The organism is Variovorax sp. H27-G14, assembly GCF_046156345.1.
GTDB lineage: Bacteria > Pseudomonadota > Gammaproteobacteria > Burkholderiales > Burkholderiaceae_C > Variovorax.
The window spans coordinates 1-26,242 of the sequence record NZ_JAYLVN010000024.1 but is presented as its reverse complement, the minus strand read 5'-3'; the positions used below and the strand labels follow the sequence as shown (position 1 = coordinate 26,242).

Here is a 26,242-nt window from a genome sequence, read left to right as displayed (position 1 = left end):
CGGCCACGCTGGCGGTGGCGTCGCGCATCAAGACACCACCGCCTTTTCGACCTGGCCGATCAGCCGGTCCGCATACGCTTCCCAAGGGCTCTGCCCGTCCAGGCCCTCGAACAGCCCGGCTTGCGCCTGCTGCGCCACCCAGTCCTGCTTGCTTGCGATGCCCGCCGTCATGAGAGGCTCGAAGCCCGCCTCGCGCACCGTCTGCGCCGACTCTCGCATTTCCTCCGCGCGCCGCTTGCCGTGCTGCACCACGCGGCTGAAAAAGTAGGCGCCTTGCCGCGGCCAATCGATCTGCGGAAAAGTCTCCTGCAGCGTGGCGAGCACCTGCGCTTCCACGCCGTAGTGCCGCGCGGTGGTGAAGCTTTCGATCACCAGCGCCTCCAGCCCTTTGATCATGATGCTGCGGCTCATCTTGATGGCCGACGCCACGCCCAGCGCGTCGCTGGCCACCTGGGCTTGCATGCCCCAGGCGTTCAATGTGGCGGCCAACGCAGCGGCCTGCGCGCCGCCCAGCAGCATGGGCACGCGAATGCCGTAGGGCGGCACCGAGGTCATGACGCCGGCTTCCACGTAGTCGACGCCTGCCGCTTGCAGCGCCTGCGCTGCGCGTTGCTTGGTGCCGGGCGAGGCGGAATTCAGGTCCAGAAAGCGCGCACCCGCGCGGGCATGGCGCGCGGCTTCCTGCGCCACGGGTAGGGTCTGCGAGGCGGTCACCGCGCAGATCAGCAGGTCGGCATCCGCGCAAAGCGCGGCCATGCTGTGTGCGGCGCGCACGCCATGCGCCTCGGTGGCCGCGCGCGCTGCGCTGCCGGTCACGGGGTCGGCAAAGCGCAGGTCCCACGCCGCGATGCTGTCGATGCCCTGCTGGCCCAGCAGCCCGCGCCCGAAGATGGCGCCCACCTCGCCATAGCCGATGAGTCCCAGGGTGATGCCCATGTTCGTGCTCCGGTTCAGAAAGAAGCGCTCTCGCCGGGCTTGAGCGCCAGCACGCGGGTGGTGGTGTTGTTGCCCAGCGCGCGCTGGAACTGCTCGGGCGTGCCCTTGCCCAGCGGGTTGGCGCCGTAGTGCATGGGGATCACCGTGCGCGGCTTGAGCCATTCGCGCGTGGCGTAGGCCGCGTCCTCCGGGCCCATGGTGAAGTGGCCGCCAATGGGCATCAGCACCAGGTCGGGCTTGTAGTAGCTGGCAATGAAGGCCATGTCTGCAAACAGGCCCGTGTCGCCCATGTGGTAGATGCGAAAGCCGTTCTCCAGCTCGATGATGAAGCCCACCGGCTCGCCGCCGGGGTGCGCCTCGTCCTTGCCGGTGGCGGGGTTCTTCCACACGATGACCGACGAGTGCTCCGCATGCACCGCCGTCACCTTGATGCCCGGCGCCGGCGTGACGGTGCCGCCCTTGTTGAAGCGCGGCACCAGCGCAGGCGGCAGCATGCCGAGCAGGCCCACCGTCTGGTTCATGTCGCCGGGGGCGTACATGGGCACCTGGTTGAGCAGCGCCAGCGCGGGCGCATCGGCAAAGTGGTCGAGGTGGCCGTGCGTGACCAGCAGCACATCGACCTTGCCCAGCGCCTCCAGGTTCTTGTACTGCGGCGGCGTGAGCGGGTTCTGCTTGAGCCACGGGTCGGTCACGATCACCTTGCCGCCCGGCGTGGTGATGCGAAAGGCCGACTGGCCGAGCCAGAGCACTTCGGTCTTGCCCATGGGCTTGGCTGCGGCAGCCGTGGTTCCCGTGGTCGCAGTTACCGCAGTTGTCGCAGTCGTGGTGCAGGCAGCGCAGGCCAGCAGCGCGGCGCCCAGCGCCAGTGCGCGAAGCAGTGTCTTCATTGTTCTTGTCTCCTGCGGGTTGAGTTCAATCGACGGTGACGTGCGCGGTCTTGATGACCCGGTCCCAGCGCACCATCTCGCTGGCGATCAGGTCGCCAAAGGCCTTGGGGCTGGTGGGCGTGGGCTCCGCGCCTTCGGCGGCCAGGCGCACCTTGACGTCGGGCGAATCCAGCGAGCGGTTCACCAACTGGTTCAGCGACGCCACGATGGCCGCGGGCGTGCCTGCAGGCGCCACCAGGCCGTACCACTGGTCGGCCTCGAAGCCCTTGGTGCCGGCCACGCCGCTTTCGGCCACGGTCGGCACATCGGGCAGCAGCGCAATGCGGTGCGGGCTGGACACCGCAATCGCGCGCAGCTTGCCCGCCTTGATGTGCGGCATGAGCGCGGGCGCGCCGGTGAACAGCACCTGCAACTGGCCCGCAAGAATGTCGTTGATGGCCGGTGCGGTGCCCCGGTAAGGCACATGCAGAAACGACGTGCCGGTCTGCAGCTTGAGGTATTCCATGGTGATGTGCGCCGCGCTGCCGTTGCCGCCGGAGCCGAAGGCCATCTGCCCCGGCTTGGCCTTGGCCAGCGCAATGAGCTCGCCCAGCGTGCGCGCCGGCACCGACGCATGCACCACCAGCACATTGGGCACGCGCGCCACCCACGCCACCGGCGTGAAGCTGCGCAGCGGGTGGTAGTCGAGCTTGGGGTACAGCGACGGGTTGATGGCCAGCGTGCCGATGTGTCCCATGAGCAGCGTGTAGCCGTCGGCCGGCGACTTGGCGGCTTTTTCCGCGCCCACCGAGCCGCCCGCGCCGGGCACGTTGTCGACCACCACGGCCTGGCTGAACGCACGGCCCAGCTCCTGGCCGATGGCGCGCGCCAACAGGTCGGTCGAGCCGCCGGGCGTGAAGGGCGCAATGATGTGCACGGGCCGCGTGGGGTAGGTCTGGGCGAAAGCAAGGCCTGCGGTCGTGAGGCCGAATGCGCCGGTCGCACCCAGCCTGGCGAATGTGGCGCCTAGGCAAGCCTGCCGGCGTGTGATGCCTGGTGTCATGCGTGTGTCTCCTGGTGTTCTTGTGAGCGAGCGTGGCTGGCCTTGCCGGGTCCTGGATAGGCCATGGGTGGTGGCTCAGTCCGGCTTGATGCCCGCCTCGCGAATCAGCTTGCCGTAGCGCGCCGCATCGCTCTTCAGCAGCTTGGCAAATTGTTCCGAGGTTCCCGGCAGCACCACGCCGCCCGCGGCGGCCAGCTGCTCGCGCACTTCCTTCGAGTCGAGCGCCTTCTCCACCGCGTCGTGCACTGCGGTCAGCACCGGCTTGGGCGTGCCTGCGGGGGCCACAAAGCCGTACCACACGCTGGCCTCGAAGCCGGGGTAGCCCGACTCCGCCACGGTGGGCACACCGGGCAGCACGGCGGAGCGCTCGGCGCTCATCACCGCCAGCACGCGCAGCTTGCCGGCCTTGACCAGCGGCAGCACTTCCAGCGCATTGACCGCCACCACGTCCACATGCCCGCCCAGCACGTCGGTAATGGCCTGGGCGCCGCCCTTGTAGGGCACGTGGCGCAGTTGCAGCCCGGCGGTGTGCTGGAACAGCTCCATCGCCAGGTGCGGCGTGGAGCCGTTGCCCGGCGTGGCGACCGTCAGGCCGCCCGGCTTGGCCTTGGCGGTGGCCACCAACTGCGCCACCGTCTTGATGGCCGATTCCTCGCGCACCGTGAACACCACCGGTACGCGGCCGACCAGCGCCACCGGCGTGAGCTCGCGGTCCAGGTCGTAGGGCGCGGGCTCGAACAGCGACGGGTTCACCGCCAGCGCATTGGCGGCCAGCAACAGCGTGTAGCCGTCTGGCGCGGCGGTGGTCAGCGCCTTCACGGCAATGTTGGTGCCCGCGCCGGGCTTGTTCTCCACGATGACCGACTGGCCCAGCGTGGCCGCCATGCGCTGCCCCACGGAGCGCGCGATAGCATCGACCGCGCCGCCGGCGCTGTAGCCGACCAGAATCTTCACGGGCTTCGACGGGTACGGGTCGGCCGCTGCGGCGTGGCCCATGGTCAGCAGCGCGGCAAGGGTGCACGCGACGGTGCGAAAGAGATGTCTCATGGTCAGGGTCCTTGTGTGTGTGTCTGTGTTTGTGTGCGGCTTCAGCGGGCGGGCGGCGTGGCCGCCGTGTCCCAGGCCTGCGGCGCGGCGTCCTTGCCGGCCACCGAATACAGCGCGCCGGGTGCGTTGCGCGTCTGCTGAAAGTCTTCGAGCGTCTGGCCGCGCATGGCGGCGTAGATGTGCAGGTTCGACACCCCCACCACCGCGCCCAGCTTTTCCAGCATGAAGAAGATCACGCCGTAATGAATGAGGCCGCGCCAGTCGCGCCGGCGCAGCAGGTCGCGCTCTTGCTCGGTGAGCGCAGCGGCGGCAAAGGCGGCGTCTTCGTCGGCCAGAAAGGCCGCGCGGTGCGCCGGGCGCGTCATGCCGTGCAGAAATTTGTTGAGCCGGTAAGCGCGCACGCTGGTTGCCAGCGTGAAGGGGTAGGTGCCTGGCAGCGCCTCGATGCCGGCGAGCTGTTCGTTCATATGGCGGCGGTGCCGCTCGGCCTCGCCGGCGATGGGCGCGATGGCCTGGTTCTCGTAGATGGCCGTGGCAATGCCGGTCATGGAGGGCAGGTAATAGCTCTGGTGCGTCTTGCGCACGTTGGCCGACAGCGCGCCGCGCATCACCAGCCACATGATCACTTCCGCGCCTTCGGCCCCGCCCAGCGTGGCCAGCTCGGCCTGCGTCATTTCGGTAAGGCGCACCGGGTCGTTCTCTATCAGCTCCAGAAAGCGCGCGTCCCAGCCGGTGTTGTTGAAGCCCGCGCGCTCGCCGTGCACCTGATGCGACAGCCCGCCGGTGGCCACGATGGCCACCTTCAGGTCTTCAGGGTAGCTTTCGATGGCGCGGCGCAGGGCCTGCCCCAGCCGCCAGCAGCGGCGCGCCGACGGCACCGGCGACTGCAGCACGCCCACCTGCAGCGGAATCACCGGCACCGGCCACGCGGGCTCGTGCGCGCACAGCAGCGACAGCGGCGAGAACACGCCGTGGTCGAGCGCGCGGTCCTGAAAGAAAGACATGTCGAACTCGTCCGCCACCAGCGAGCGGCCGATGTGCTGCGCCAGCGCGGGGTGGCCGGCCAGCGCGGGCAGGTCGCGCGCACCGCCGCCTTCGTCGGCCACCGCATGCTGCTCGCCCACGCCCAGCGTGAAGGCCGAGTAATGGTCGAAAAAGAACGAGCTGACGTGGTCGTTGTAGATGAAGAAAAGCGCGTCGGGCTGGTTGTCTTCCAGCCAGCGCCGGGCCGGCGCAAAGGCTTCGAAGATGGGCGCCCACACGGGGTCTTGCTGCTTGTTTTTGTCGTACGCAAAGCCGATGGTGGGCGTGTGCGAGCACGCGACGGCGCCAATGATGCGGGCCATGGTGCGCGGCCCTCAGTCGATGTAGCGCAGCCCGGCCTTGGCCAGCGGCTCGCGCATTGCGTACATGTCCAGGCCCAGCGTGCCGCTGGCCAGCTTCTGGCGCTTGGCGTGCTCGTTGTCCTCGCGGGCCTGCGCGGCCTCGGCCACCTGCAGCGCCAGGTGCGCGGGCACCACCACCACACCGTCGATGTCGGCCAGCACCACGTCGCCGGGGTGCACCAGCGCGCCGGCGCACACCACCGGCACGTTCACCGAGCCCAGCGTGGCCTTGATGGTGCCCTTGGCATGAATGGCGCGGCTGAACACCGGAAAGCCCATCTCCGTGAGGTCGCGCACGTCGCGCACGCCGCCGTCGATCACCAGGCCGCGGCAACCACGCGAAACGAACGAGGTGGCCAGCAGGTCGCCGAAGAAGCCGTCGGTGCTGTCGGCGGTGCAGGCCGCCACCACCACGTCGCCGGGCTGAATCTGCTCGGCGGCCACATGCAGCATCCAGTTGTCGCCCGGCTGCAGCAGCACGGTAATGGCCGTGCCGCAGAAGCGCGCCTGCGGGTAGATCGGCCGAATGCGCGGGTGCATCAGCCCCAGGCGGCCCAGGGCCTCGTGCACCGTGGACACGCCGTGGCGCGACAGCAGCTCCACCGCGGCCGGGTCGGCGCGGTGGATGGTGCGGTGCACGACGCCCAGCGCCTGAAAGTGAGCTTGTGGTGTGGTCATGGTCAGAGTCCCTTCGCGGTGAGTGCGCGGTCCAGCCGCGGGTACACGCGCCGGGCATTGCCTTCGTAGATCTGGTGGCGCGCCTCGGCGCTGAGCGTGGTGGCCGCATCGATGTAGCGGCGCGTGTCGTCATAGGGGAAACCGGTCTCCGGGTCGATGCCGCGCACCGCGCCAATCATTTCGCTCGCAAACAGGATGTTGTCCACCGGAATCACCCGCGTGAGCAGGTCGATGCCCGGCTGGTGGTACACGCAGGTGTCGAAGTAGATGTTGTTCAGCAGGTGGTCTTTGAGCAGCGGCTTCTTCATCTCCTGCGCCAGCCCCCTGAAGCGCCCCCAGTGGTAGGGCACCGCGCCGCCGCCGTGCGGAATGACGAAGCGCAGCGACGGAAAGTCGGTGAACAGGTCGGACGTGAGGCACTGCATGAAGGCGGTGGTGTCGGCATTGAGGTAGTGCGCGCCGGTGGTGTGAAAGCAGTCGTTGCAACTGGTGCTCACGTGCACCATGGCCGGAATGTCGTGCTCCACCACCTTTTCGTACAGCGGATACCACTGGCGGTCTGACAGCGGCGGCGATGTCCAGTGCCCGCCGGAGGGGTCGGGGTTCAGGTTGATGCCGACAAAGCCGTAGTCCTTCACGCAGCGCTCCAGCTCTGGAATGCAGCTGCGCGGGTCCACCCCCGGCGACTGCGGCAGCATGGCCGCGCCCGCAAAGTGCGCGGGAAACATCTGCGCCACGCGGTGGCACAGCTCGTTGCAGATGGCGGCCCAGGTCGCGCTGGTCTCGAAGTTGCCGATGTGGTGCGCCATGAAGCTGGCGCGCGGCGAAAAGATGGTCAGGTCGCTGCCGCGCTCGCGCATCTTGAGCAGCTGGTTGTGCTCGATGGACTCGCGCAGCTCGTCGTCGCTGATGCGCAAAGACGCCGCGCTGGGCGCCTCCGCCGGGTTGCCCAGGCTGGCAATCTGGCGCTTGCGCCAGGTTTCCAGCGCGGCGGGGGCGGTGGTGTAGTGGCCGTGGCAATCGATGATCACGGGGGCTCCGATCAGTTCAAAAAGTAAGAGGCGCCATGGGCACCAGCACCTGGCCGCGAAACAGCGGCCGCGCGGTGCGCAGCAGCGCGGCGCCGGCAATGGCGTGGCCGGTGGCGTCCATCAGCAGGCGCACGGTGAATTCGCCGGTGGGGTGTTCCACCGACAGGTCGTGCAGGCGCTGCTCCGCGTGGGTTGCGATGGCGCACAGCCCGTGCATCACCGTGCCCGGCACCACGCAGGCCGACGCCACCGACACCGCGCCCAGCACGCCGATGGCGTCGTGGCACTTGCGGGGAATGAAGGTGCGCGTGTTCAGCGCGCCGCCCGCCAGCGCGGGGGACAGCAGCGTCATCTTGGGCACGACCTTGGCGCTCACATCACCCAGGCCCATGCGCTGGCCGGCCTGCAGGCGAATGGATTCGATGCGCGCTTTCAGCTCGGCGTTGGCATCGAGCTCGGCCGGCGTTTCGCTGCCGCTCACGCCCAGGTCCGCCGCGCGCATCAGCACCACGGGCATGCCGTTGTCGATGCAGGTCACGTCGACGCCGTCGATGCGCTCCATCGGCAAGCCCGTGGGCAGCAGCGCACCGCAGCTGGAACCCAGAATGTCGGAGAACCGCAGCTCCACCGGCGCTGCATGCCCGGGCACGCCGCTGATGGCCGTGTCGCCGCTGTAACGCACGCGGCCTCCGGGCGTTTGCACCACCGCATCGCAGTACGAGGCGGTGTTGACCATGCGGATGCGCACGGTCGACTCGCCGTCTTGCGCGGGCACCAGCCCTTCGTCGAGCGCGAAGGGCCCTACGGCCGAGAGGATGTTGCCGCAGGTCGGCGCGTAGTCGATGCGCGACTCGGTGGCCACCACCTGGCCGAAGAGGTAGTCGACGTCGGCACGCGGGTCTGCCGATGGCGAGACGATCGCGACCTTGGTGGTCAGCGGCGTGCCGCCGCCGATGCCGTCGATCTGCCGGGGCTCGCCATGGCCCATGGTGGCCAGGATGGTGGCGTCGCGCGCAGCCGGGTTGCTAGGCAGGTCTTTGGCGTGGAAGAACGCCGCCTTGGACGTGCCGCCGCGCATCAGCACGCAGGGCAGCGAGAGCAGGTCCGGGGCAGGGTCGAAAGTCATGCCGCCAGTGTGGGCGCGGCACGCCCGGTGCGGGTTGAGTTCGGCTAGCACTGCGTTCTCATTTGTTTATCGACAAGGGGTTAACCCTGAGTGAAGTTCGAGTGCTTGCAGGCGTCGGCCATCGGCAGAATGAGCACATGTCCGCAAAGAAACTTATCGACAACCCCAGGCCGCCGGAGCCGGGCGGCGCGCCGCGCATCAACCTGCGGCACCTGCAGGCCTTCTCGGCCGTGGCGGCCACGGGCAGCGTGACGCAGGCGGCGGAGGCGTTGTTTCGCGTGGCATCGGCGGTGACGCGCTCGGTGGCGGAGCTGGAGGCCGGCCTGGGCGTGGCGCTGTTCGAGCGCAAGGCGCGCGGCATGCTGCTGAACGCCTACGGCGAGGCGGTGCGCGTGCGCGCGAATCGGGTGGAGCAGGAGTTTGCCGCGGCCTGTCAGGAGCTGGCGGGCAGCGACGTCGCGGCGCTGCGTCACGCGATGCAGGTGACCGAAACGATCAAGGCCATCGAGGCACGCAGCCTGCTGGCATCGATGTTCAGCGGGCGCCGGCTGGCGCTGTTCGCAAGCCTCTCGGAGCTGCACAACATGCCCGCGGTGGCCGCCGCCTTCGGCGTGACGCAACCCGCGCTCAGCGCACTGGTGCGCGAGCTGGAGGCCCGCACCGGCCGCGCGCTGTTCACCCGCTCCGCGCGCGGCGTCACGCCCACGCGTGCGGGCAGCCTGCTGGCGTTTCGCTGCAAGCGCGCGCTGGCCGAGCTGCGCAGCATCGAGTCGGACCTGGCGGCCTTGCGCGGCGCGGTGGAAGGCCGCGTGGTGGTGGGCGCGCTGCCGCTGTCGCGCACGCTGATCCTGCCTTCGGCCATCGCGGCGCTGGTGGCCAGGCACCCGCGGCTGCATGCCAGCACGGTAGAGAGCCCTTACGAGGCGCTGGCCGCGGCGCTGCGCAGCGGCGACATCGACTTCATCATCGGCGCGCTGCGCCCGCCGGAAGACGCGAAAGACCTGGTGCAGAGCGCGCTGTTCGAAGACCGCATCTCCCTCATCGTGCGCGCCGGGCATCCGCTGGCGAAGCTGTCGCGCATCGGGCGGGCGGCGCTGCAGCGTGCGCAGTGGGTGCTGTCGCGCACCGGCTCACCGTCGCGCGAGCTGCTGGAGCGCGCCTTCCGCGAAGCCGGCCACCCGCCGCCCGTGCCCACCGTGGAAACGGGTGACCTGGCGCTGCTGCGCGGGCTGCTGCTGCGCAGCGACATGGTTACCGCCATTTCGGCGCACCAGCTGCATTACGAAATAGAGACCGGCGCGCTGGTGGTGCTGAACCATCCGCTGGAAGGCACGCGGCGCAGCATCGGCATCACGCAGCGCAGGAACGCGCTGCCTTCTCCGGCGGCGCAAGCGTTGATCGATGCGGTGCGGAAGGTGGTGGCCACGCTGTGAGGCGGGCAATGCCCGGCCCAGTGCGTAAACGTATTCATTGCAGCCGCTGCGCAAGTTCTTTTGCGCCCGTGCGCAGGCCCGCCTCGGCCGCCGCCATGGTGCCCGCGCCGGCCGGCAATTGCAGCGGGTTGGGGCATTGCTTGGCGGCGTAGGCCATCAACAGCCGCTGCGACGAAGCGTCGCGCATTTCCACCGCATAGCTGACGCAAGGCGCCATGCCGTCGCCGTTGCGCGCGGCAGCTGTTGCGCCGGTCAGCGTGAGCTTCAGCCGCAGCGTGCCGGGGCTCACCCAGTTGACCAGGGCGCGCGTTTCGTTGAGCGCATCGCCGAAGCGCGCGTCCATGTAGAGGGCCAAGGCTTCCTGCTCGCTGGCGGTCAGGCCTTCGAAGGTATTGCCGTCGCCGGGCTGCACCGCGATCGGGTCGAGCATCACTTTCGGGTAGGCCTGCCAGTCGGTGTGCGCGGCACAAGCGGGGCAGGGCAAGTTCTGGCTGCTCGCGCAGCCTGCCAGGGCCAACGCGGCGGCGCAGTGCATCAGGCTCAGCAGAGGCATCGTCGGGCGCATGGCGCGGTCCTTGGCAAAGCGCTAGTCGAGCGGCACGGTGCGGTCGCCTGCACCCGCACGGCAACCGTCCGCCACGGCGGTCCAGCCGCTGTGCACCACCACCTGGTGCGTGTCGTGGCACAGCTCCACGCGTTCGCTGGCGGGCTGCTGTTGGTGCACGAAGGTCTCCACGGTCGATGGCAGGCTCACGCGCAGCTTCAGGCCGTAGCGGTCTTCTTCGGGGTGGTCGTCCAGGTGCAGCAGCGGCACGAAGCTGGACGCGAAGATGAGCGCGTGCGAGCCGACGTCGACCGGCTCGGGCCGGTAGGGCGCCGCGCGCAACCATTGCTGAGCCCTGCCACGCAGGTCATCGCCATCGGCCAGGTCGCCCCATGCCGCCGCGAGCAGCTCCATGACCCACTGGTTGCAGTTCTGGTAGCGCAGGCTGAACGGATAGGCATTGGCGCTGTAGCGCGCGCCCAGCAGGCGCAGCGCGCGGGGCGTGTCGAGTGCCGCGTTGCGCAACGCGCGCGCCGCGGCGTCGGGCAGCCGCACGATGGAAACATAGCCCAGCGCGGTGTCGTCGATGCCCATCACAAAGCCGGCCAGGCCCTGGTCGTAGAGGCGCGGTCGCCCTTCGTCGCAGGCGTAGTAGAGCTGCCGTGCGGACCATGCGCCGCTGGCGTCCTTCCATGCAATGGCGGTGTGCGAATAGCGGATGTGGAAGCGCGAAAGGTCCAGGCCCGAGCGGCTGATGAGCACCGCGTCGCTGCCGGTGGCGGAGAGTGCGTCTTGCACCACGGCGGTGAAGCGCAGCACGCGGTCTTGCTGGCTTGCGCTGAGCGGCTGCGCACGGTCGCAGAACTGTGAGGATGCCGCGTGCGCCATGCTGGCCGTGAAGACCAGCGCCGCCGCAACGCAGTGCGCCAGCCGACGGGCCACGCTCCAGATGCTCAAAGGCGCACGAGGCGCGCGGCAAGGCCCCCGTACCAGTCGTCGGCCAGCACCAGGAAGAAGGCTTCGCGCTTGCCATCGCGCGTGCCTGCTCTCATCTCTGTGCGCATGAATGCGGTGCCGTAGTCGCGCTGTTGCGCATGCACCAGGTCGCCGGGGCCCAGGCCTTCTTTCTCGAAGGTGGCTTGCGGCAGCAGCAGCACGATGCTGCGCTGCGCGTCGTCGCTCTGCATGGCCACGCGGGTGAAGCCGGCGCGCTCTGTGGCCTGCGCCACCTCGGTGATGCGGTAGTCGCCCTCGGCCACCTTGTTGCCGTCGAACGAGCTCCTGCTGGAGCCGCGCAGCGAATCGGACACGCTCCCGCTGGACGCCGAGCCCGCACTGGAGGCCACGGACGAGGTGAAGCTGTCGGCCTGGGCATGCAAGGCCACCGAGAGCAGTGCGCCCAGGCAGGCGACGCGAAAGGAAGGGACGAAGGTCATTGAAGGCTCCTGGGAGTGAGTTGGGCAAGGGTTCATTTCGCGTGGAAGATGCCGATGCGCGAGCGGCTCGCCACCGTCCAGTTGCGGCGCAGCCAGATGCAGGCCCTGCGCAAACGCCTGGGCAACGCGCGCTTCCATGCAGTGGTGTCGCGCGTCATTGGAGGTAAGCGACCAGCTGGTCGGCACCGTTCTCGATGCCTGCAACAGACGCGCTGCGCGCACCGATGCCGGCCTTGAGGTTCCATGCATTCGGGTACTGCTTGGCGACATAGGCGCCCAGCAGTTCGTTGCTTGCCGCGTCGTACAGCTCGACGGCAAAGCTCACCGATCCCGTCATGGCGCCCTCCCTGCCGCGAATGGCCTGCACCGCGTTGTAAGGCCCGCCCAGCAGGTCGAAGCGCGAGACGGTGCTGAGCACCGCCGTGTTGGTGCTGGCGCCGGTGAGCGTGAGGCGGATGCGCACCGCACGCGCGCCCTGGCGCGGCGCGTTGCCGAAGCGCGCATTCAGCTTCTCGGCGAACTCGCCCTGCATGTAGCGCGCGAGAAATGCCTTGTCGTCTTCGGACACACCGTCGAACTGCGCGTCGCCGCCGCGGTAGATGGCCACTGGCTCGAGCACGAACCCCGTGTAGCGCCGCCAGTCGATGGCGGTGCGGTACTCGAAGGGAACGCGGCCGGCGTCGTCGTTGCGGCTGGGGCGCAGTTGCGTGGACGACGCAATGCCCGCATACGGAACGGGCTGGGTGCCGGCACAGCCAGCCAGAGCCACCAGAACAGCCACGGCCGCCACTTTGGGCACGTTGAAAAAAGCACGCATCGGATTCCTTGGAGATGAAGGGTTGAAAAGTGGATTGCTGAAAAGCGTACAACCGGGTTCATTATTGAAGCGTGGTTTTCCAAAGTCAAGAAAACTGTACAGTCGGGTCTTCTTTCGAAGGGAGTGCGATGAAGGTCAGGACTGAGGCGCGGCGCAATGCCATCCTTGAATCGGCGTTGGCGTTGTTCAGGGAGGTGGGCTTCGAGCGCGCCTCCATGAACGAACTGGCCACGCGCCTGGGCGGCTCCAAGGCCACGCTGTACGGCTACTTCGCCTCGAAGGAAGACCTCTTCGTGGCGGTGGTGCAGGCCGTGGCCACCTCGCACCTGGCGCAGGCCGCGGGCGAATTGCTGGAGGTGAAGGAGGGCACCACGCTGGCCAGCGTGCTAACCCGCTTCGGCGAGCGGATGCTGCGCGTGCTCACCAACGACACCGATGCGCTGGCCGTCTACCGCATGGTCATTGCCGAAGCCGGGCAGTCCAGCGTGGGGCAGCAGTTCTACGACTCAGGGCCTGCCGAGTACATCCGCGCGCTGGCGCAGCTGATGGCAGCGGCCATGGCGCGCGGCGAGCTGCGGCGCGCAGATGCCCAGGTGACCGCGCTGCAGTTTCTGGCGCTGGTCACGGCCGAGACCGGCGCGCGGCTCTACCAGGTCGACCCGCAGCCCTTGTCGGTCAAGCAGATCCGCGGCATGGTCGAACGCGCTGTGGAAACCTTTTTGGCCGGCGCGATAAAGCGCTAGGCACGGCCGCTCAGGCCATCGCGGCCAGCCGCATGGCCTGCGCCTCGGTGTCGCCGAACAGCTGGTCGATGAGCGTCACGCGGCGCAGGCAATGGCCGACCGCGTACTCCTCCGTCATGCCGATGCCGCCATGCAGCTGAATGGCCGCGTGGCACACCGCACGGCCGTGGCGCCCGATCATCAGCTTGGCGCGGGCCAGGTCGGCACGCGCGCCGGGCGCCGCGATGTCGTCCGCCGCCAGCGCGGCGGCCATGGCCATGCTGCGGCACATCTCCAGGCTCACCAGCATTTCAGCCGCGCGGTGGCGCAAGGCCTGGTTCTCGCCGATGAAGCGGCCGAACTGCTGGCGCGTGCGCAGGTAGTCGATGGCCAATGCGTAAGCCGACGCCATGGCGCCGAGCGCATCGGCGCAGACCGCGGCGGTGCCCAGCGCCAGCGTGTGCTCGATGGCGCGCAGGGCAGCGGCGCCATCGTGCGGGTCGCCCAGCACCTGCGCCTTCAGGCCGTCGAAGTGCAGCTCGCCGGCGGGGGTGTCGTCCACCAGCCGGTGCGCGCGGCACACCAGGCCCGGGGCATGCGCATCGACATGGAACAGCGCCACGCCTTGCACATCGCCCGGGCTGCCTTCCACGCGCGCGCTCACCACGAAGCGGTGCGCCCCCGGCGCATGCAGCACGTTGCACTTGCCGCCATGCAGCAGCCACTGGCCGCCTTCCAGCCGCGCGCGGGTCTCGACCCACAGCGGCGCATGGCGCGCGCCGGCTTCGTCGTGCGCCCAGGCCAGCCGCACTTCGCCGCTGGCCACGCCGGGCAGCAACTGGGCCTGCAGCACATTGTCGGCCAGCAAGCGCACGGCGGTTGCCGCCAGCACCACCGATGACAGAAAGGGCTCCAGCGATAGCGCGCCACCCAGCGCCTGCATCACCGGCAGCAGGTCGACCGCGTTGCCGCCGAAGCCGCCATGCGCCTGCGGCAAGGGCAGGGCGGTGATGCCAAGCTCGGCCAGTTGCTGCCAGACCGCGGGGCTCCAACCCGTGGCCGATGCCGCAATGGCGCGGCGCTGCTCGAAGCCGTACACATCGCCGAGCAGGCGGCACAGGCTGTGCTGCAGCGCCTGCTGTTCGTCATTGAGTTCGAAGTTCATGCGTGGCTACCCGAGGATGGTCTTGGCCAGAATGTCTTTCTGGACTTCGCTGGTGCCGCCGTAGATGCTGGCCGCGCGGCTGTAGAAGTAGCGCATGGCCAGCGGACCGGCCCAGTGCGCGGCACCGTCGCTGTCGCCGTCATGCGGCCGGCGCTCCATGGCCGAGGGGCCGGCGATGCGCTGCAGCAGTTGCGCAATGTCCTGCTGCAGCTCGGTGCCCTTCAGCTTGAGCACCGAGGCAAAGCCGGGCGTCTTCTGCGCCGTGTCGCTCGACAGCAGAAAGCGCCAGTTGGTGATTTCCAGCGCGCGAATCTCGGCGTCGAGCATGGCCATTTCGCCGCGCAGCTTGGGGCTGTCGAGCAGCGGCCTGCCGGCCTCCGTGAGCCGGCCGGCCAGCTCGCGCGCATAGCCGAGCCGCTCGCGGCACAGGCCCACGTTGGCAATGCCGGTGCGCTCGTTCATCAGCAGGTACTTGGCGCAGTCCCAGCCGCGGCCTTCCTCGCCCACCAGGTTCTCCACCGGCACGCGCACCTCGTCGAAAAACACCTCGTTCAGGTGATGCTGCCCGTCGATGGAGGTGATCGGGCGAATGGTGATGCCCGGCGTGCGCAGGTCGATCAGCAGAAACGAAATGCCTTGCTGCTTTTTGGCCGCCGCGTCGGTGCGCACGAGCGCGAACACCCAGTCGGCCAGGTGCGCAGTGGTGGTCCAGATCTTCTGGCCGTTGACGATGTAGTGCGCTGCCTCCCGCCGTGCCGATGTGCGCAGCGAGGCCAGATCGGAGCCCGAGCCCGGCTCCGAGAAGCCTTGGCAGAACCACAGGTCGAGGTTGGCGAGCTTGGGCAGAAAGTGGCGCTTTTGCGCGTCGGTGCCAAATTTCAGCAGCACCGGGCCGAGCATGCCCACGTTGAACACCTGCGGCAGCGGCGCGCTGGCACGGAACAACTCGTCCAGCAATATCAGCCGCTCGGCCTGGCCCAGTTCGGCCCCGCCGTATTCACGCGGCCAGTGCGGCGCGGCCCAGCCCTTCTCGTTGAGGATGCGCTGCCAGGTCACGGTGTCCTGCTTGCGCGGCGGATGGCCCAGGCGCAGGCGTGCCTGGATGTCGGCGGGCAGGCGCTCGTGCACGAAGCGGCGCACCTCGTCGCGGAATTCGGCCTGTCGGGCGGTCAGATCCAGATTCATCTAAATCAGGGCGCGAGCGCCCGTAGTTGGCTGAAGGGATCATAGCCCGATGAACTTCATTGGATCAACCATTAAATATCATGTGCAAAAAAGCGCCGGGTTGGCCGGCGCTTTGCGCTGCACTGAAGAACAGGGGTTCAGGGCTTGACGAACTTAAGCACGAACTCGTCCTTCGGCTGCGGCGGCTCCGGCGTGTTGCGGTCGCGCGGGTCCGACGGGTTGCGCAAAAAGTTGCCCTCGGCCACTTGCTTGAACCCGGCCTGCTCTACCTCCGCGCGCAGAAAGGCCTCTTCGATGCGGTGCAGCGTGCCCGCTTCGGAAATGCCGGTGCCCGGGCGCCCCGCATGGTCGGCAATGACGTAGATGCCACCCGGCTTGAGCGCGGCGAACACCGAGCGGTTGACCGCGGCGCGGTTCACGCCCATGTGGCCGAAGTCGTGGTAATTGAATATCAGCGTGACCAGGTCGAGGCCGTTCGATGCAAGCTCGGGCGGTGCCGGGTCTTCGAAGGGGCGCACAACGGCAATGATGTTGCTGGCGTTCGGGTTCTTGGCGCGTTCGGCCAGTGCGACCGGGGAGGGGCGGGGGCCCGCTGAAGGCGCTGAAGGCGCTGCAGGTGCGGCGCCCATGGGCATGGGTGAGGCCATGCCCTCGGGTTGCGCGGGGCGGCTCGTTGGTGGGCGCGGCGGGCTTTGGCCATAGACGCGGCCGGTCGGGCCGGTGGCCCGCGCGATCAGCTCGGTGGTGTAGCCGCCGGCCGCGCTGATGTCCAGGGCGACCATGCCGGGCCGCACGCCGATGAAGGCCAGCATCTCTTGCGGCTTGCGCCGCGCGTCGTTGCGGCGGTCGGCCTCGCTGCGGTCGGGGCTGGAAACGATCTCCGCAATGCGCGCCTGTGACAGGACCGGCGCTTGCGGCCCCGGCGTGGAGCAGGCGGCAAGCGCCACCGTGAGGCCCGCAAGGGCGACCGAAAGCGTGGAGGAAAGGATCTGGCGAATGGGCATGGGTTGGCTCCGGGTAGGAATGCGTTCGGGCGCTGCGGCGCGCACACAGGCCCGCCAGTCTATGCCCCGGTTCTTTCAGCCGCCTGAGCTGGGCAAGCTTCTTGCGTCGGATACCGCGCTGCCCGGGCAACTCCCATGGCGGCAAGCGGTTGCCGGCCGTAGAGTTCCGGCGTGCGACAGGCATCCGTTTCTGTTCGCTTCCCCACTTTTGACCCCCGCAGGAGTGTCCGTGGACGCATGGTCGAGCCAGCAGCTTTCTCCGTTGTACGGACGCGAGGTCTTTCGCTCGCGCGAGGCCGACGAAACCCATGCGCGTGTCGCCCATGAACTGAAGCCGCATCGCAGCGCCTGGGGCCATGGCGACGTCGACGCCGTGTTCTGCCGCGCCGAACTGAGCGCACTGTCGTTGTGCATCCTGCGCTACGGCTGCGACGTAGACATCGAGCCCGACGCGCTCGGCAACTTCGTGCTTGTGCAGATGCCGTTGCGCGGCCACGCCGAAATTCACACCGGCGGCCAGACGCTGCAGATCCACCCCGGGCAGGGCGCGGTCGTTTCAGCCCACAAGCCGGTGCGACTGCGCTGGCATGCGGACTGCGAACAGCTGATGCTGAAGATCGAGCTCAGCCGGCTGCAGGAGGTGGCACGCCAGGCCTTCGCCCTGCGCGGCACCGACACCGTGGGCGAAATCGATTTCGAGATGCCCTTTCGCCTGGACGATGTGGCCGGCACGCAGTGGTGCCGCATGGTGGCCGGTCTGGCGTCGCTGCTGCCGGCGGTGAGTGGAAACGAGGCCTTCGACGCGCGCTGGCTTGCCCACTGCGAAGACAACCTCATGCTCTACCTGCTGTGCCACCGGCCCAACTCGGTGCTGCAGCGGCATGCGCAGGCGCAACGCGGCTCCGAGCAGACCACGCTGCAACAGCTGCGGCGCGCGGAAGAATTCATGCGAGAGCGGCTCGACGCGCCGCTGTCGCTCGAAGACGTGGCGCAGGCCGCGGGCGTGACGCGCCGCGCGCTGGCCCTGCTCTTCAGGCGCTACCGCGAGCTGTCGCCCGGCGAGGTGCTGCGCAACATGCGGCTGGACGCGGCGCATGCGCAACTGGCGCGCAACGACGGTGCGAGCGTGACGGAGGTGGCGCTGAACTGCGGGTTCTCGCACCTGAGCCGGTTTGCGGCTTGTTACCGGGAGCGGTTCGGGCAGCTGCCGAGGGACACGTCGCGCGATACAGCGCGGGACACCTCGCACGTTGCGGTTGCAAGGCATTGAGCGAAGGGCTGGGGATGAAGGCCGACATATCGAGGCAGGGCGGCGCGGGCCAAGCCGCAGTTCGGCTTAGCGCACCGCCCTCTGCGCGCTGACATCCTCGCCTTTCAAGACTTCATCGCACACATCGCCGCGCTGGTGTCCTGGTAGTTCTGCAGCACCGTGCCTATCACCTTGTTCGCAATGCGCCCGTTCGCGTCCTTGCCGATCACGCGCAGGTAGTAGTTCTGAATCGGGAAGTTGTTCGCGCCATAGCGAAAGTCGCCCCGCACCGACTTGTAATTGGCCGCCTTGATCGCCTTCAGCAGCGCCGGCCTGTCGGCCACCTTGCCGCCGACGTCGCGCACGGCCGCGTCCATTGCCATCAGCACGTCGTAGGCCTGGCCTGCGTAGAAAGAAGGGTTGCGCCCGTTGTTCTGCTCGCGAAAGGCCGCCACAAAGCGTTTGTTGGCCGGGTTGTCGAGGTCGAAGGACCAGTGCGCGGTGTTGAACAGCCCGAGCATGGGCTCGCCGACCGCCGGAATCATGTCTTCGTCGGCCGAGAACGCGGTGGAGATCAACGCCACGTCTTTCGACAGCCCCGCACCGACGAACTGCTTGATGAAGCTCACGCCCATGGCGCCGGGCAAGAAGAAGTACAGCGCGTCTGGCTTGGAAGCGCGAATCTGCGCAAGCTCTGCGGAGTAGTCGAGCTGGCCGAGCTTGGTGTACAGCTCGTCGCCCACCGCGCCCTTGTAGGTGCGCTTGAACCCGGTGATGGCGTCCTTGCCGCCCGGGTAGCTGGGCGCGATGAGCGCCACCTTCTTGAACGCCTTGTCGGAGGCGAACTTGCCGGCCGCCTCGTGGTAGGCATCGTTGGGGTAAGACGCGCCGAAAAAGTAAGGGTTGCAGCGCGCGCCTGAGTAGTCGCTCGGCCCCGTGTTGCTCGACAGGTAGGGCACCTTGGCCGCGAACAGCGGCGGCCCCACGGCCAGCGCAACGGAGGAGCCGACCGGTCCGGTGAACAGGTCGATCTTGTCGCGCAGCAGCATGCGGTCGACCGTTTGGCGCGCGGTTTCCGGGTTGCCGGCGGTGTCGGCCTCGACGTACTCCACCGGCACGCCGCCGAGCTTGCCGCCCAGCTGCTTCATGGCCACGGCAAAGCCGGCCTTGGCCTCGGCGCCGCCCACGGCGAACGGGCCCGAAAGGTCCATGGCCAGACCGACCTTGACTGTCTGCGCCTGCGCGGGAATGGCCAGTGCGCCGACGGCGATGGCTACGGCCCACAAGGCGGTGGGAATGCTTGCCTGCGACATGAAAGAGCTCTCCTGTGGAGGGGGTTCGGTGAACGGGTGGAGGTGAACGCAGGGCGCAGTCTGTGGGCCGCGGCGGCGCGCCGCTATCCGTTTCGTGCAGCCGAATGCGCTGCACGAAACGGACAGACAGGCGAGCAAGGTGGTTCGCAGAATTGCGGCCGAACCCCGCCACCTCATTCAATCCACTCCAGAGACGAGAACCTACGATGAGCAGCTACATCGACATTCCGGCCGCAAACGGCGCGCAGACTTTCCGCGGCTACCTGGCCCTGCCGGCCTCGGGGCGTGGCCCCGGCATCGTGCTGTGCCAGGAAATCTTCGGCATCAACGACTACGTGCGCGAGGTGGCCGACCTCTACGCCGAAGAGGGCTACGTGGTGCTCGCACCCGACCTGTTCTGGCGCATGGAACCCAATGTCGACCTGGGCTATTCGCCCGAAGAGTGGCAGCGCGCCTTCGGCTATTTTCAGAAGTTCGACCTGGAGGCCGGCATTGCGGACGTCACGGCCAGCGTGAAGGCGCTGCGCGCGCACCCGGCCTGCACCGGCAAGGTCGGCGCGCTGGGCTTCTGCCTGGGCGGCAAGCTCGCCTACATGGCCGCTGCACACTCGGGCGTGGACGCGGCCGTGGGCTACTACGGCGTGGGCATCGAAGGCGCGCTCGACCTGGTACCGAAAATCGAATGCCCCATTGCGCTGCACTTTGCGGAGCTGGACCAGTTCTGCCCGCCCGAGGCACGCGCGCAGGTGCTCGATGCCTTTGCCGGCAAGCCCGGTGCGCAGATGTACGTGTACCCCGGCGTGGACCATGCCTTCGCACGCACCGGCGGCGAGCACTTCGACAAGCCTTCCACCCTCATGGCGCACCAGCGTTCCATGGCGTTGTTCAAGGAAGCGATCGGCCCCGTGTACGACCTCTCGGCGCTGTGGGACAAGCACTGCGAATACGAGTTCGCCACCCGCGACGTGGTCGCCACCATGGCCACGATGGTGAGCGAGCCTTACGTCAACCACATCCCCACGATGACGGGCGGCGTGGGCGCGAAGGAGCTGTCGCGCTTCTACAAGCACCACTTCATTCCGACCACGCCGCCGGACACGCGGCTCATACCCATTTCGCGCACCGTGGGCGCCACGCAGATCGTCGACGAAATGCTGTTCTGCTTCACCCACACGGTGGAGGTCGACTGGATGCTGCCGGGCATCGCACCCACGGGCAAGCCGGTGGAAATTCCGTTGATCGCCATCGTCAAGTTCCGTGGCGACAAGCTCTACCATGAGCACATTTACTGGGACCAGGCCAGCGTGCTGGTGCAGATTGGCCTGCTCGACCCGCAGGGCCTGCCCGTGGCTGGCGTGGAGACCGCGCGCAAGCTGGTCGATGAAACGCTGGCGTCGAACACGCTGATGCCGCGCTGGGCGAAGTCGACCGGGCTCACGATTGCAGACCCGGCGCTGCCGCTGGGATGAGCAGCAAGCCTGACATGACGGACACGCTGGAACTGGTGGTGGCGTCGGTCACCTCGCTCACGCCGGCCATCAAGGCCTTCGTGCTGCGCAGCGCGAACGGCGCACCCTTGCCGCCGTTCACGCCGGGCGCGCATTTGGGTGTGCAGGTGATGCAGCCCAACGGGCATGCCGGGCAGCGTGCTTATTCGCTGGCCAAGCCGCACGATGGGTCTGGCTGCTACGAGATCGCAGTGCTGCACGAGCCGCAAGGCGCGGGCGGCTCGGCGTGGATGCACGGCCTGGCGGAAGGCGCGGTGCTGAGCGCGCATGCGCCGCGCAACGACTTCGCACTGCACAAGGGCAGCGTCGCGCCGCTGCTCATTGCGGGCGGCATCGGCATCACGCCCTTGCTGTGCATGGCGCGAGCCTTGGCGCAAGAAGGGCAGGCTTTCGAGTTCGTCTACGCCACGCGCAGCGAAGAGGCGACGGCGTATCTGCACGAGGTGCGCGCGCTGGGCGGCATGCTGGTGCACGACGGCGGCGACGCGTCGCGCGGCCTCGACTTGCGCGCCTTGCTCGCATCGCCAGCCACCGGGCGCCACCTGCACGTGTGCGGCCCGCGCGGCATGGTGCAAGCCGTGGTGGACACCGCTCGCGCGCTCGGCTGGGCCGACGACCATGTGCACTTCGAACTGTTTGCCGGCGCGCTGGAGCAAGCCGGCGACAAGGCCTTCGAGGTGCGCACGCTGCGCTCCGGCAAGACGTTGACCGTGCGGCCCGACCAGAGCCTGCTCGACGTGCTCATCGCCGCCGGGCTCGACCCGCTGTACGACTGCCGCCAGGGCGATTGCGGCGTGTGCGCCGTCGACGTGGTCGAAGGCGTGCCCGACCACCGCGACCACAACCTGAGCCCGCGCGAGAAGGCGAGCGGCAAGACCCTGTGCACCTGCGTGTCGCGCGCGAAGACGCCGCACCTGGTGCTCGACATCTGACGACCCACCCGATTCAGGAGACCCACCCCATGACCCTCGACCCGCAAAACCTTGTGCAGCCCGACCGCGTGCACAAAAGCGTGTACACCGACCCCGCCATCTTCGAGCTGGAGATGGACCGCGTCTTCGGCCAGGCCTGGCTCTATGTCGGCCATGAGAGCCAGGTGCCCAAGCCCGGCGACTACTTCACCACCCGCCTGGGCCGCGAGCCCGTGGTCATGCTGCGCCACACCGACGGCCAGGTGCACGTGATGTTCAACCGCTGCCCGCACAAGGGCGCCAAGATCGTGCCCGAGGGCAGCGGCAGCGCCGGCAAGTTCCTGCGGTGCCTGTATCACGGCTGGACTTTCAAGTGCGATGGCTCGCTGCTGTCGGTGCCGCTGCGCAGCGGCTACGAAGACACCGCGCTCGACCTGAAAGACCCGCAGTACGGCGTGCGCAACGTGGCGCGCGTGGCCACGCACCGTGGCTTCGTGTTCGCGAGCTTGTCGAAAGAAGGCCCCGAACTCACCGAGTTTCTGGGTGGCGTGGCCACCTCGCTCGACAACTTCTGCGACCGCGCACCCGATGGTGAGGTCGAAGTGGCTGGCGGCGTGCAGCGCGTGGTCCAGCGCAACAACTGGAAAATTTTCTTCGAGAACCTGCACGACACCATTCATGCGGTGGCCACGCACGAGTCTTCATGGCGCGCGGCCAAGGAAGAGTTCGAGGCCATGCCCGCCGGCACGCCCAAGCCCTTCGAGGTGGTGATCGTCGACGGCAACGGCGAGCCGCTCGACTTCTGGGAGAAGCTGGAGCTGAAGGGCTACGACAACGGCCACGGCTTCATGGAAGGCATCTTCGTGCCGCCGACCGATCCGGTGAGCCTGGCCTATGTGGCTTCACTGGAGGCCGCCAAGGGGGCCGAGCGCGCCGACGAAATACTTCGGGTGAACCGGCACAACACCATCGTCTACCCGAGCTGCTCGCCGCACACCTCGTTTCAGCAGATTCGCGTGATACGGCCGCTGTCGGTCGACCGCACGCTGGTCGAAATCTTCAGCTTCAGGCTGAAGGGCGCGCCGGAGGCCAGCTTTCAGCGCACGCTGAAGTACACCAACATCGTCAACTCGCCCTCGTCCAACGTCATGGCCGACGACCTGGAGGCCTACAACCGCGTGCAGGAAGGCTTGGGCTCCGACGGCGGAGAGTGGGTCAGCATGCACCGTGCGGCCGGGCGCGACCAGCCCCTGGCCGGCGGGCGCGCCTCCAATGGCAACAGCGAGATGCCCTCGCGCAACATGTTCGCGGCCTGGGCCGGGTACATGGGTGGGGGAGCGGGTGATGGCGCGGGCGCGGGCCCTGGCGCGCAGACCGGGAGCACCGAATGAACTTCCGCGACTGGAACGAACAGCAGGAGATCACGCAGTTTCTGCACCACGAGGCCCGCCTGCTCGACGAGCACCGCTGGGACGAATGGCAGAAGCTCTTCACGCCCAACGGTTTGTACTGGGTGCCGCTGGTGCACGGGCAGGCCGACCACCTCAACCATGCCTCGCTGTTCTGCGAAGACGCGCTGCTGCGCTCCATGCGCGCGCGGCGGCTAGAGCAGGCCCGTGCCTATTCGCAGCAGCCACCCACGCGAACGGTGCATGTGCTGGGCAACATCGGGCTCGAGACGCGAGACGAAAGTGGGGGGTGTGTTGTGCGCTCCACCTTCATGCTGCTGGAGTGGCGCAAGACGGAGCAGCGCAGCTTCGGCGGCAGCGTGCTGCACACGCTGAAGCGGGAGGGCGACGGGTTTCGCATTCAGATGAAACGCATCGACCTCATCAACTGCGACGCGCCGCACGAAGCTTTGCAGGTGTTCATGTGAAGGCCGCGCTGCTGGCCATGCACTACCAGAACGACGTGCTGCATGCGGAAGGCAAGGTGCGCGTGGGCGTGGCCGCGGACGACCCCGCACGCCCGCGGCTGATCGCGTCCGCCGCACGGCTGATTGCCGGCGCGCGTGCGAGCGGCGTGCCGGTGATCTTCGTGCGCATCGCGTTCGCGCCGGGCTATGCGGACTGCCTGAACAACTGCACGCTGTTCCGCCGCGTTGCCGAGAGCGGCGCGGTGCAAGACGGCACATGGGGCGCGCAGTTCTACAGCGAAGTGGCACCGCTGCCTGGCGAGGCCGTGGTCACCCACAAGCGCAACAACCCGTTCTGGGCCAGCGGACTCGAAGAGGCGGTGCGCGCCACCGGTGCCACCCGGCTCTACGTGGCGGGTATCGCAACCAACCATGTGGTGGAGCACGGCGCGCGCCATGCAAGCGACCTGGGTTACAGCGTAGCGGTGGTGGCCGATGCCTGCAGCACCGCCCAGGCACATCTGCATGCCGCCAGCCTGGAGACCCTGGCGATGCTCGCCGACGTGGTTCAGGTGGATGATGCCGTCACCCAAATGAAAGGCACCCCATGAAGTTGCAGGACAAGGTTGCGATCGTCACCGGCGCGGCCGCCATGCTGGGCAGCGCCATCGTGCGTGCGTTCGTGCAGGCCGGCGCGCGCGTGCTGGCGGTGGACATCGACGTGGCACGCGGCCAGGCGCTGGCGGCGGAGCTGGGGCCGCGTTGCCGTTTCGTGGCGTGCGACATCGCGTCCGACGAGGCGCTCGACGTGCTGGTGGCCGACGTGTTGCGCACCGAGGGGCGCATCGACTTTCTGGTCAACAACGCGGTGGTCTACACCGACGCCGGGCTGGACGCTGCGCGTGCCGATTGGCTGAGCGCGCTGAACGTCAACCTGGTCTCCGGCGCGATGCTGGTGCAGAAGACGGCCGACGCTTTGGCTGCGCAGGGCGGTGCGATCGTGAACATGGGCAGCGTGGGCGGCAAGTTCGGCGCGGCGGGGCGTGCGTTGTACCCGGCGGCGAAGGCGGCGATTCTTCAGCTCACACGAAACCAGGCCGCGACCTTGGCGCCGCGGCGGGTGCGCGTTAATTCGGTGTCGCCGGGCTGGACGTGGTCGGACGCGCTGTCGCGCATGGCCGGTGGAGACCGCGCGCTGGCCGACCGTGTCGGCACGCCGATGCATCCATTGGGGCGAGTGGGCGATGGGGACGATGTGGCGCAGGTGGTGCTCTTCTTGTGTTCGGATGCGGCGCGCTTCGTCACCGGTGCGGACATTCCGGTGGACGGCGGTTATTCGATGCTCGGGCCGGATCAGGGGCGCTCGGCGCGCGGTTGGTTCGACACGCCCGAGAGCTAGCGCAGTACCGGCAGCGCCGGGTTGCGTCGGCACTTGCTTTCAGGGAGTGTGCACAGGCCGCCGGGTACTCCCCTCCGCGAATGTCCCCCGCCTTCGGCTCCTCCTTTATTTCGCTGCGGGGAGCACCCGACGCCCTGTGCACTGGGGCACGCTGCTGGTGTTCTGCCGATCAACCCCGGCTCTGATGTCGGTTCTCAGCTAGGTCTGAACTTTTCTCAGCTGACTCGGAACTGCACGAGCGTTCGTTTTAAGCAGTGCTGCGGAACGCCCGCCACTGAACTTTCGTGGGTCAGCGTCGGCGGCCGGCGCCACGCCATCTCGCAGCCCTAACGACACAAGGCGGTGAGCCACGAAAATTGGCCAGGGGCACGGCAGAATGCGAAAAAGAACCGAAATCGGGCAAGACCGGTCAATCACCACGTCGCGCAAAAGTCGGCCAAGAGCGGACGGTGGCGGTCACAGCAAGATTCGCCTAGAAGCTGACGTTCAACGGACGGTCAAGATGAAAACCAATGACAAGTACCTCTCGGGATTAGACGTCGCTGCGCTGCCAATGGGCGCGAAGGAAGTTCTCATCGCGCTAGAGCAATCGCAATACGGGGAAGAGGTCGACCAGCGCTGTGTCTTCTGCGACGGTGCCATTGCAGTGGAGCCGCTAACTCTCAACGGAGAGAGTCGGCCGACTTCGTGGCGGCACGCGTGCCCCTGCGGGAAATGCAACGGGACGATGCGTGGCCTTTGACTGTTGACGGCCAAGACCAGTCATTCGTTGCAGGAGTCCAATTCAGTGAAGTCAGTCGAATTGCTGACCGTGGCAGAGCGATTTCAGCTCTCAGGCATTGGCCTGACCTTGGTGCCAGATTTCCCAGTGCGGGACGGGTGGAAGAATGTCGTAGAACAGGTCGTTGTGGTCGCGCCGGACGGCAAGGAAATCATGGCGCAGGCTCAACTTCACATGATGCACTTCAACTTTAGAAATGCTCCCACCGACGAGCAGCGAACCCGGACGTGGCGCGTGGTCGTATCCTTGCTCAACGTCGAAAGGGCAGTCGTTCCTATCGGCAGCCGGGTCTTGGTGTCGCCTGCGACACACCGTGCTGTGCTTGGCACAGATGCCAAAACCCGATGAGGTTGGCTGACGACAATCGGCCAAGAGCCGACGTTGCCATCCCTTTCTAAAACGATGAATCCCATAGACTTCGTTGACGCGTACCTTCCTCTCGCTCAGCAACTGCGCGATGTGACCGTTCCTGGGAGGGAACCATTCCCTCGTCCAATGCCAGGGGCGACGGAACAGCAAGTAGCAGAGGCGGAGCTACGCCTTAGAGTCAAGCTTGATTCGCAGGCGTGATCGGCTGTCCGTCCCCGGCACTTCATTCCTTCAACGAACCAGGAGATTGTCATGACCTCATCCAATGATCCCAAGCGCGTGCTGTTCATCGGTAAGCGTCCGACAAAGGCATCTTGAATTTCGTTAGCACGCCCTGCGTGCCGCTCGATCGGCAAGGAGTCGAGACCCTTTGACCTTGGCGCATACTGTGCCTCACCCCGGCGACGCGAGACGATTCC

Annotated in this window: 27 protein-coding genes; 10 read left to right on the top strand and 17 right to left on the bottom strand. The window is 67.7% G+C overall.

All coding sequences use genetic code 11. The features are described from left to right. Positions 1-27: 27 nt before the first annotated feature. The 8 genes from VLK31_RS32155 to VLK31_RS32120 all read right to left on the bottom strand — a co-directional run bounded on the left by VLK31_RS32155 (position 28) and on the right by VLK31_RS32120 (position 8,132). Positions 28-936 carry a DUF1932 domain-containing protein gene (locus tag VLK31_RS32155; protein ID WP_409172554.1) on the bottom strand — a complete coding sequence of 303 codons (909 nt, stop codon included), beginning with the start codon at positions 934-936 and terminating at the stop codon, positions 28-30. A gap of 14 nt (positions 937-950) precedes the next feature. Continuing rightward, on the bottom strand, positions 951-1,823 hold the full coding sequence (locus VLK31_RS32150) for a metal-dependent hydrolase (protein ID WP_409172553.1): 873 nt from the start codon (positions 1,821-1,823) through the stop codon (positions 951-953). Positions 1,824-1,848: 25 nt separating this feature from the next. Then, positions 1,849-2,865: a Bug family tripartite tricarboxylate transporter substrate binding protein gene (locus tag VLK31_RS32145; protein ID WP_409172552.1), complete on the bottom strand. Its 1,017-nt coding sequence runs from the start codon at positions 2,863-2,865 to the stop codon at positions 1,849-1,851. A gap of 75 nt (positions 2,866-2,940) precedes the next feature. Next, positions 2,941-3,912: a Bug family tripartite tricarboxylate transporter substrate binding protein gene (locus VLK31_RS32140; protein ID WP_409172551.1), complete on the bottom strand. Its 972-nt coding sequence runs from the start codon at positions 3,910-3,912 to the stop codon at positions 2,941-2,943. 41 nt (positions 3,913-3,953) lie between these two features. Next, the gene (locus VLK31_RS32135; RefSeq protein WP_409172550.1) at positions 3,954-5,258 is read right to left on the bottom strand and encodes a gallate dioxygenase; all 1,305 of its coding nucleotides are present in this window, start codon (positions 5,256-5,258) and stop codon (positions 3,954-3,956) included. Positions 5,259-5,270: 12 nt separating this feature from the next. Further along, positions 5,271-5,975: a 4-carboxy-4-hydroxy-2-oxoadipate aldolase/oxaloacetate decarboxylase gene (ligK, locus tag VLK31_RS32130; protein ID WP_409172549.1), complete on the bottom strand. Its 705-nt coding sequence runs from the start codon at positions 5,973-5,975 to the stop codon at positions 5,271-5,273. Between the two features lie 2 nt (positions 5,976-5,977). Continuing rightward, positions 5,978-7,006: an amidohydrolase family protein gene (locus VLK31_RS32125; protein ID WP_409172548.1), complete on the bottom strand. Its 1,029-nt coding sequence runs from the start codon at positions 7,004-7,006 to the stop codon at positions 5,978-5,980. A 16-nt stretch (positions 7,007-7,022) separates the two neighbouring features. Then, positions 7,023-8,132 (bottom strand): 4-oxalomesaconate tautomerase, encoded by a 1,110-nt coding sequence (locus VLK31_RS32120; protein ID WP_409172547.1) that lies wholly within the window; start codon positions 8,130-8,132, stop codon positions 7,023-7,025. 137 nt (positions 8,133-8,269) lie between these two features. On the opposite strand from VLK31_RS32120, the gene VLK31_RS32115 reads away from it, so the two are divergent. After that, a complete protein-coding gene (locus VLK31_RS32115) occupies positions 8,270-9,565 on the top strand; it encodes a LysR family transcriptional regulator (RefSeq protein ID WP_409172546.1) in 1,296 nt (431 codons plus the stop codon). A 34-nt stretch (positions 9,566-9,599) separates the two neighbouring features. On the opposite strand, the gene VLK31_RS32110 is transcribed toward VLK31_RS32115, so the two are convergent. The 5 genes from VLK31_RS32110 to VLK31_RS32090 are packed head-to-tail and all read right to left on the bottom strand — an operon-like array spanning position 9,600 to position 12,362. Then, positions 9,600-10,130, bottom strand: a complete 531-nt coding sequence (locus VLK31_RS32110) for a DUF3313 family protein (RefSeq protein WP_409172545.1) — start codon at positions 10,128-10,130, stop codon at positions 9,600-9,602. A gap of 21 nt (positions 10,131-10,151) precedes the next feature. Beyond that, positions 10,152-11,066: a DUF2145 domain-containing protein gene (locus VLK31_RS32105; RefSeq protein ID WP_409172544.1), complete on the bottom strand. Its 915-nt coding sequence runs from the start codon at positions 11,064-11,066 to the stop codon at positions 10,152-10,154. Continuing rightward, complete coding sequence (locus tag VLK31_RS32100) at positions 11,063-11,545, bottom strand: hypothetical protein (protein ID WP_409172543.1); 483 nt, start codon at positions 11,543-11,545, stop codon at positions 11,063-11,065. The genes VLK31_RS32105 and VLK31_RS32100 overlap by 4 nt, the downstream gene beginning before the upstream one ends. A 32-nt stretch (positions 11,546-11,577) precedes the next feature. After that, the gene (locus tag VLK31_RS32095; protein WP_409172542.1) at positions 11,578-11,703 is read right to left on the bottom strand and encodes a hypothetical protein; all 126 of its coding nucleotides are present in this window, start codon (positions 11,701-11,703) and stop codon (positions 11,578-11,580) included. After that, on the bottom strand, positions 11,700-12,362 hold the full coding sequence (locus VLK31_RS32090; RefSeq protein ID WP_409172541.1) for a DUF3313 domain-containing protein: 663 nt from the start codon (positions 12,360-12,362) through the stop codon (positions 11,700-11,702). Before VLK31_RS32090 ends, VLK31_RS32095 begins: the two co-directional genes overlap by 4 nt. A 128-nt stretch (positions 12,363-12,490) precedes the next feature. Here VLK31_RS32090 and VLK31_RS32085 point away from each other — a divergent pair, with 128 nt between their 5' ends. After that, positions 12,491-13,105, top strand: coding sequence for a TetR/AcrR family transcriptional regulator (locus VLK31_RS32085; protein ID WP_409172540.1), 615 nt, complete (start codon positions 12,491-12,493; stop codon positions 13,103-13,105). A 10-nt stretch (positions 13,106-13,115) separates the two neighbouring features. Here the strand turns inward: VLK31_RS32085 and VLK31_RS32080 are convergent, their stop codons facing one another. The 3 genes from VLK31_RS32080 to VLK31_RS32070 all read right to left on the bottom strand — a co-directional run bounded on the left by VLK31_RS32080 (position 13,116) and on the right by VLK31_RS32070 (position 16,438). Then, entirely contained in the window at positions 13,116-14,249 is a 1,134-nt protein-coding gene (locus tag VLK31_RS32080; protein WP_409172539.1) for an acyl-CoA dehydrogenase family protein, read from the bottom strand. Between the two features lie 6 nt (positions 14,250-14,255). Next, positions 14,256-15,434: an acyl-CoA dehydrogenase family protein gene (locus VLK31_RS32075; protein ID WP_409172538.1), complete on the bottom strand. Its 1,179-nt coding sequence runs from the start codon at positions 15,432-15,434 to the stop codon at positions 14,256-14,258. Positions 15,435-15,571: 137 nt separating this feature from the next. Next, the gene (locus tag VLK31_RS32070; RefSeq protein ID WP_409172537.1) at positions 15,572-16,438 is read right to left on the bottom strand and encodes a class I SAM-dependent methyltransferase; all 867 of its coding nucleotides are present in this window, start codon (positions 16,436-16,438) and stop codon (positions 15,572-15,574) included. 229 nt (positions 16,439-16,667) lie between these two features. Between VLK31_RS32070 and VLK31_RS32065 the strand changes: the two genes are divergently transcribed. Next, positions 16,668-17,708 (top strand): AraC family transcriptional regulator, encoded by a 1,041-nt coding sequence (locus tag VLK31_RS32065; RefSeq protein ID WP_409172536.1) that lies wholly within the window; start codon positions 16,668-16,670, stop codon positions 17,706-17,708. Positions 17,709-17,812: 104 nt separating this feature from the next. On the opposite strand, the gene VLK31_RS32060 is transcribed toward VLK31_RS32065, so the two are convergent. After that, positions 17,813-19,000 (bottom strand): ABC transporter substrate-binding protein, encoded by a 1,188-nt coding sequence (locus VLK31_RS32060; protein WP_409172535.1) that lies wholly within the window; start codon positions 18,998-19,000, stop codon positions 17,813-17,815. 206 nt (positions 19,001-19,206) lie between these two features. Here VLK31_RS32060 and VLK31_RS32055 point away from each other — a divergent pair, with 206 nt between their 5' ends. The 7 genes from VLK31_RS32055 (at position 19,207) to VLK31_RS32025 (ending at position 25,802) form a co-directional block, all read left to right on the top strand. Next, the gene (locus VLK31_RS32055; RefSeq protein ID WP_409172534.1) at positions 19,207-20,469 is read left to right on the top strand and encodes a dienelactone hydrolase family protein; all 1,263 of its coding nucleotides are present in this window, start codon (positions 19,207-19,209) and stop codon (positions 20,467-20,469) included. Further along, entirely contained in the window at positions 20,466-21,440 is a 975-nt protein-coding gene (locus VLK31_RS32050; RefSeq protein ID WP_409172533.1) for a PDR/VanB family oxidoreductase, read from the top strand. Before VLK31_RS32055 ends, VLK31_RS32050 begins: the two co-directional genes overlap by 4 nt. 29 nt (positions 21,441-21,469) lie before the next feature. After that, positions 21,470-22,810, top strand: a complete 1,341-nt coding sequence (locus tag VLK31_RS32045) for an aromatic ring-hydroxylating dioxygenase subunit alpha (RefSeq protein WP_409172532.1) — start codon at positions 21,470-21,472, stop codon at positions 22,808-22,810. Next, positions 22,807-23,295 (top strand): aromatic-ring-hydroxylating dioxygenase subunit beta, encoded by a 489-nt coding sequence (locus tag VLK31_RS32040; protein WP_409172531.1) that lies wholly within the window; start codon positions 22,807-22,809, stop codon positions 23,293-23,295. The genes VLK31_RS32045 and VLK31_RS32040 overlap by 4 nt, the downstream gene beginning before the upstream one ends. Beyond that, complete coding sequence (locus tag VLK31_RS32035) at positions 23,292-23,885, top strand: cysteine hydrolase family protein (protein WP_409172530.1); 594 nt, start codon at positions 23,292-23,294, stop codon at positions 23,883-23,885. The genes VLK31_RS32040 and VLK31_RS32035 overlap by 4 nt, the downstream gene beginning before the upstream one ends. Continuing rightward, the gene (locus VLK31_RS32030; RefSeq protein WP_409172529.1) at positions 23,882-24,673 is read left to right on the top strand and encodes an SDR family oxidoreductase; all 792 of its coding nucleotides are present in this window, start codon (positions 23,882-23,884) and stop codon (positions 24,671-24,673) included. The genes VLK31_RS32035 and VLK31_RS32030 overlap by 4 nt, the downstream gene beginning before the upstream one ends. 745 nt (positions 24,674-25,418) lie before the next feature. Next, the gene (locus VLK31_RS32025) at positions 25,419-25,802 is read left to right on the top strand and encodes a hypothetical protein (RefSeq protein WP_409172528.1); all 384 of its coding nucleotides are present in this window, start codon (positions 25,419-25,421) and stop codon (positions 25,800-25,802) included. The last annotated feature ends 440 nt before the right edge of the window (positions 25,803-26,242 follow it).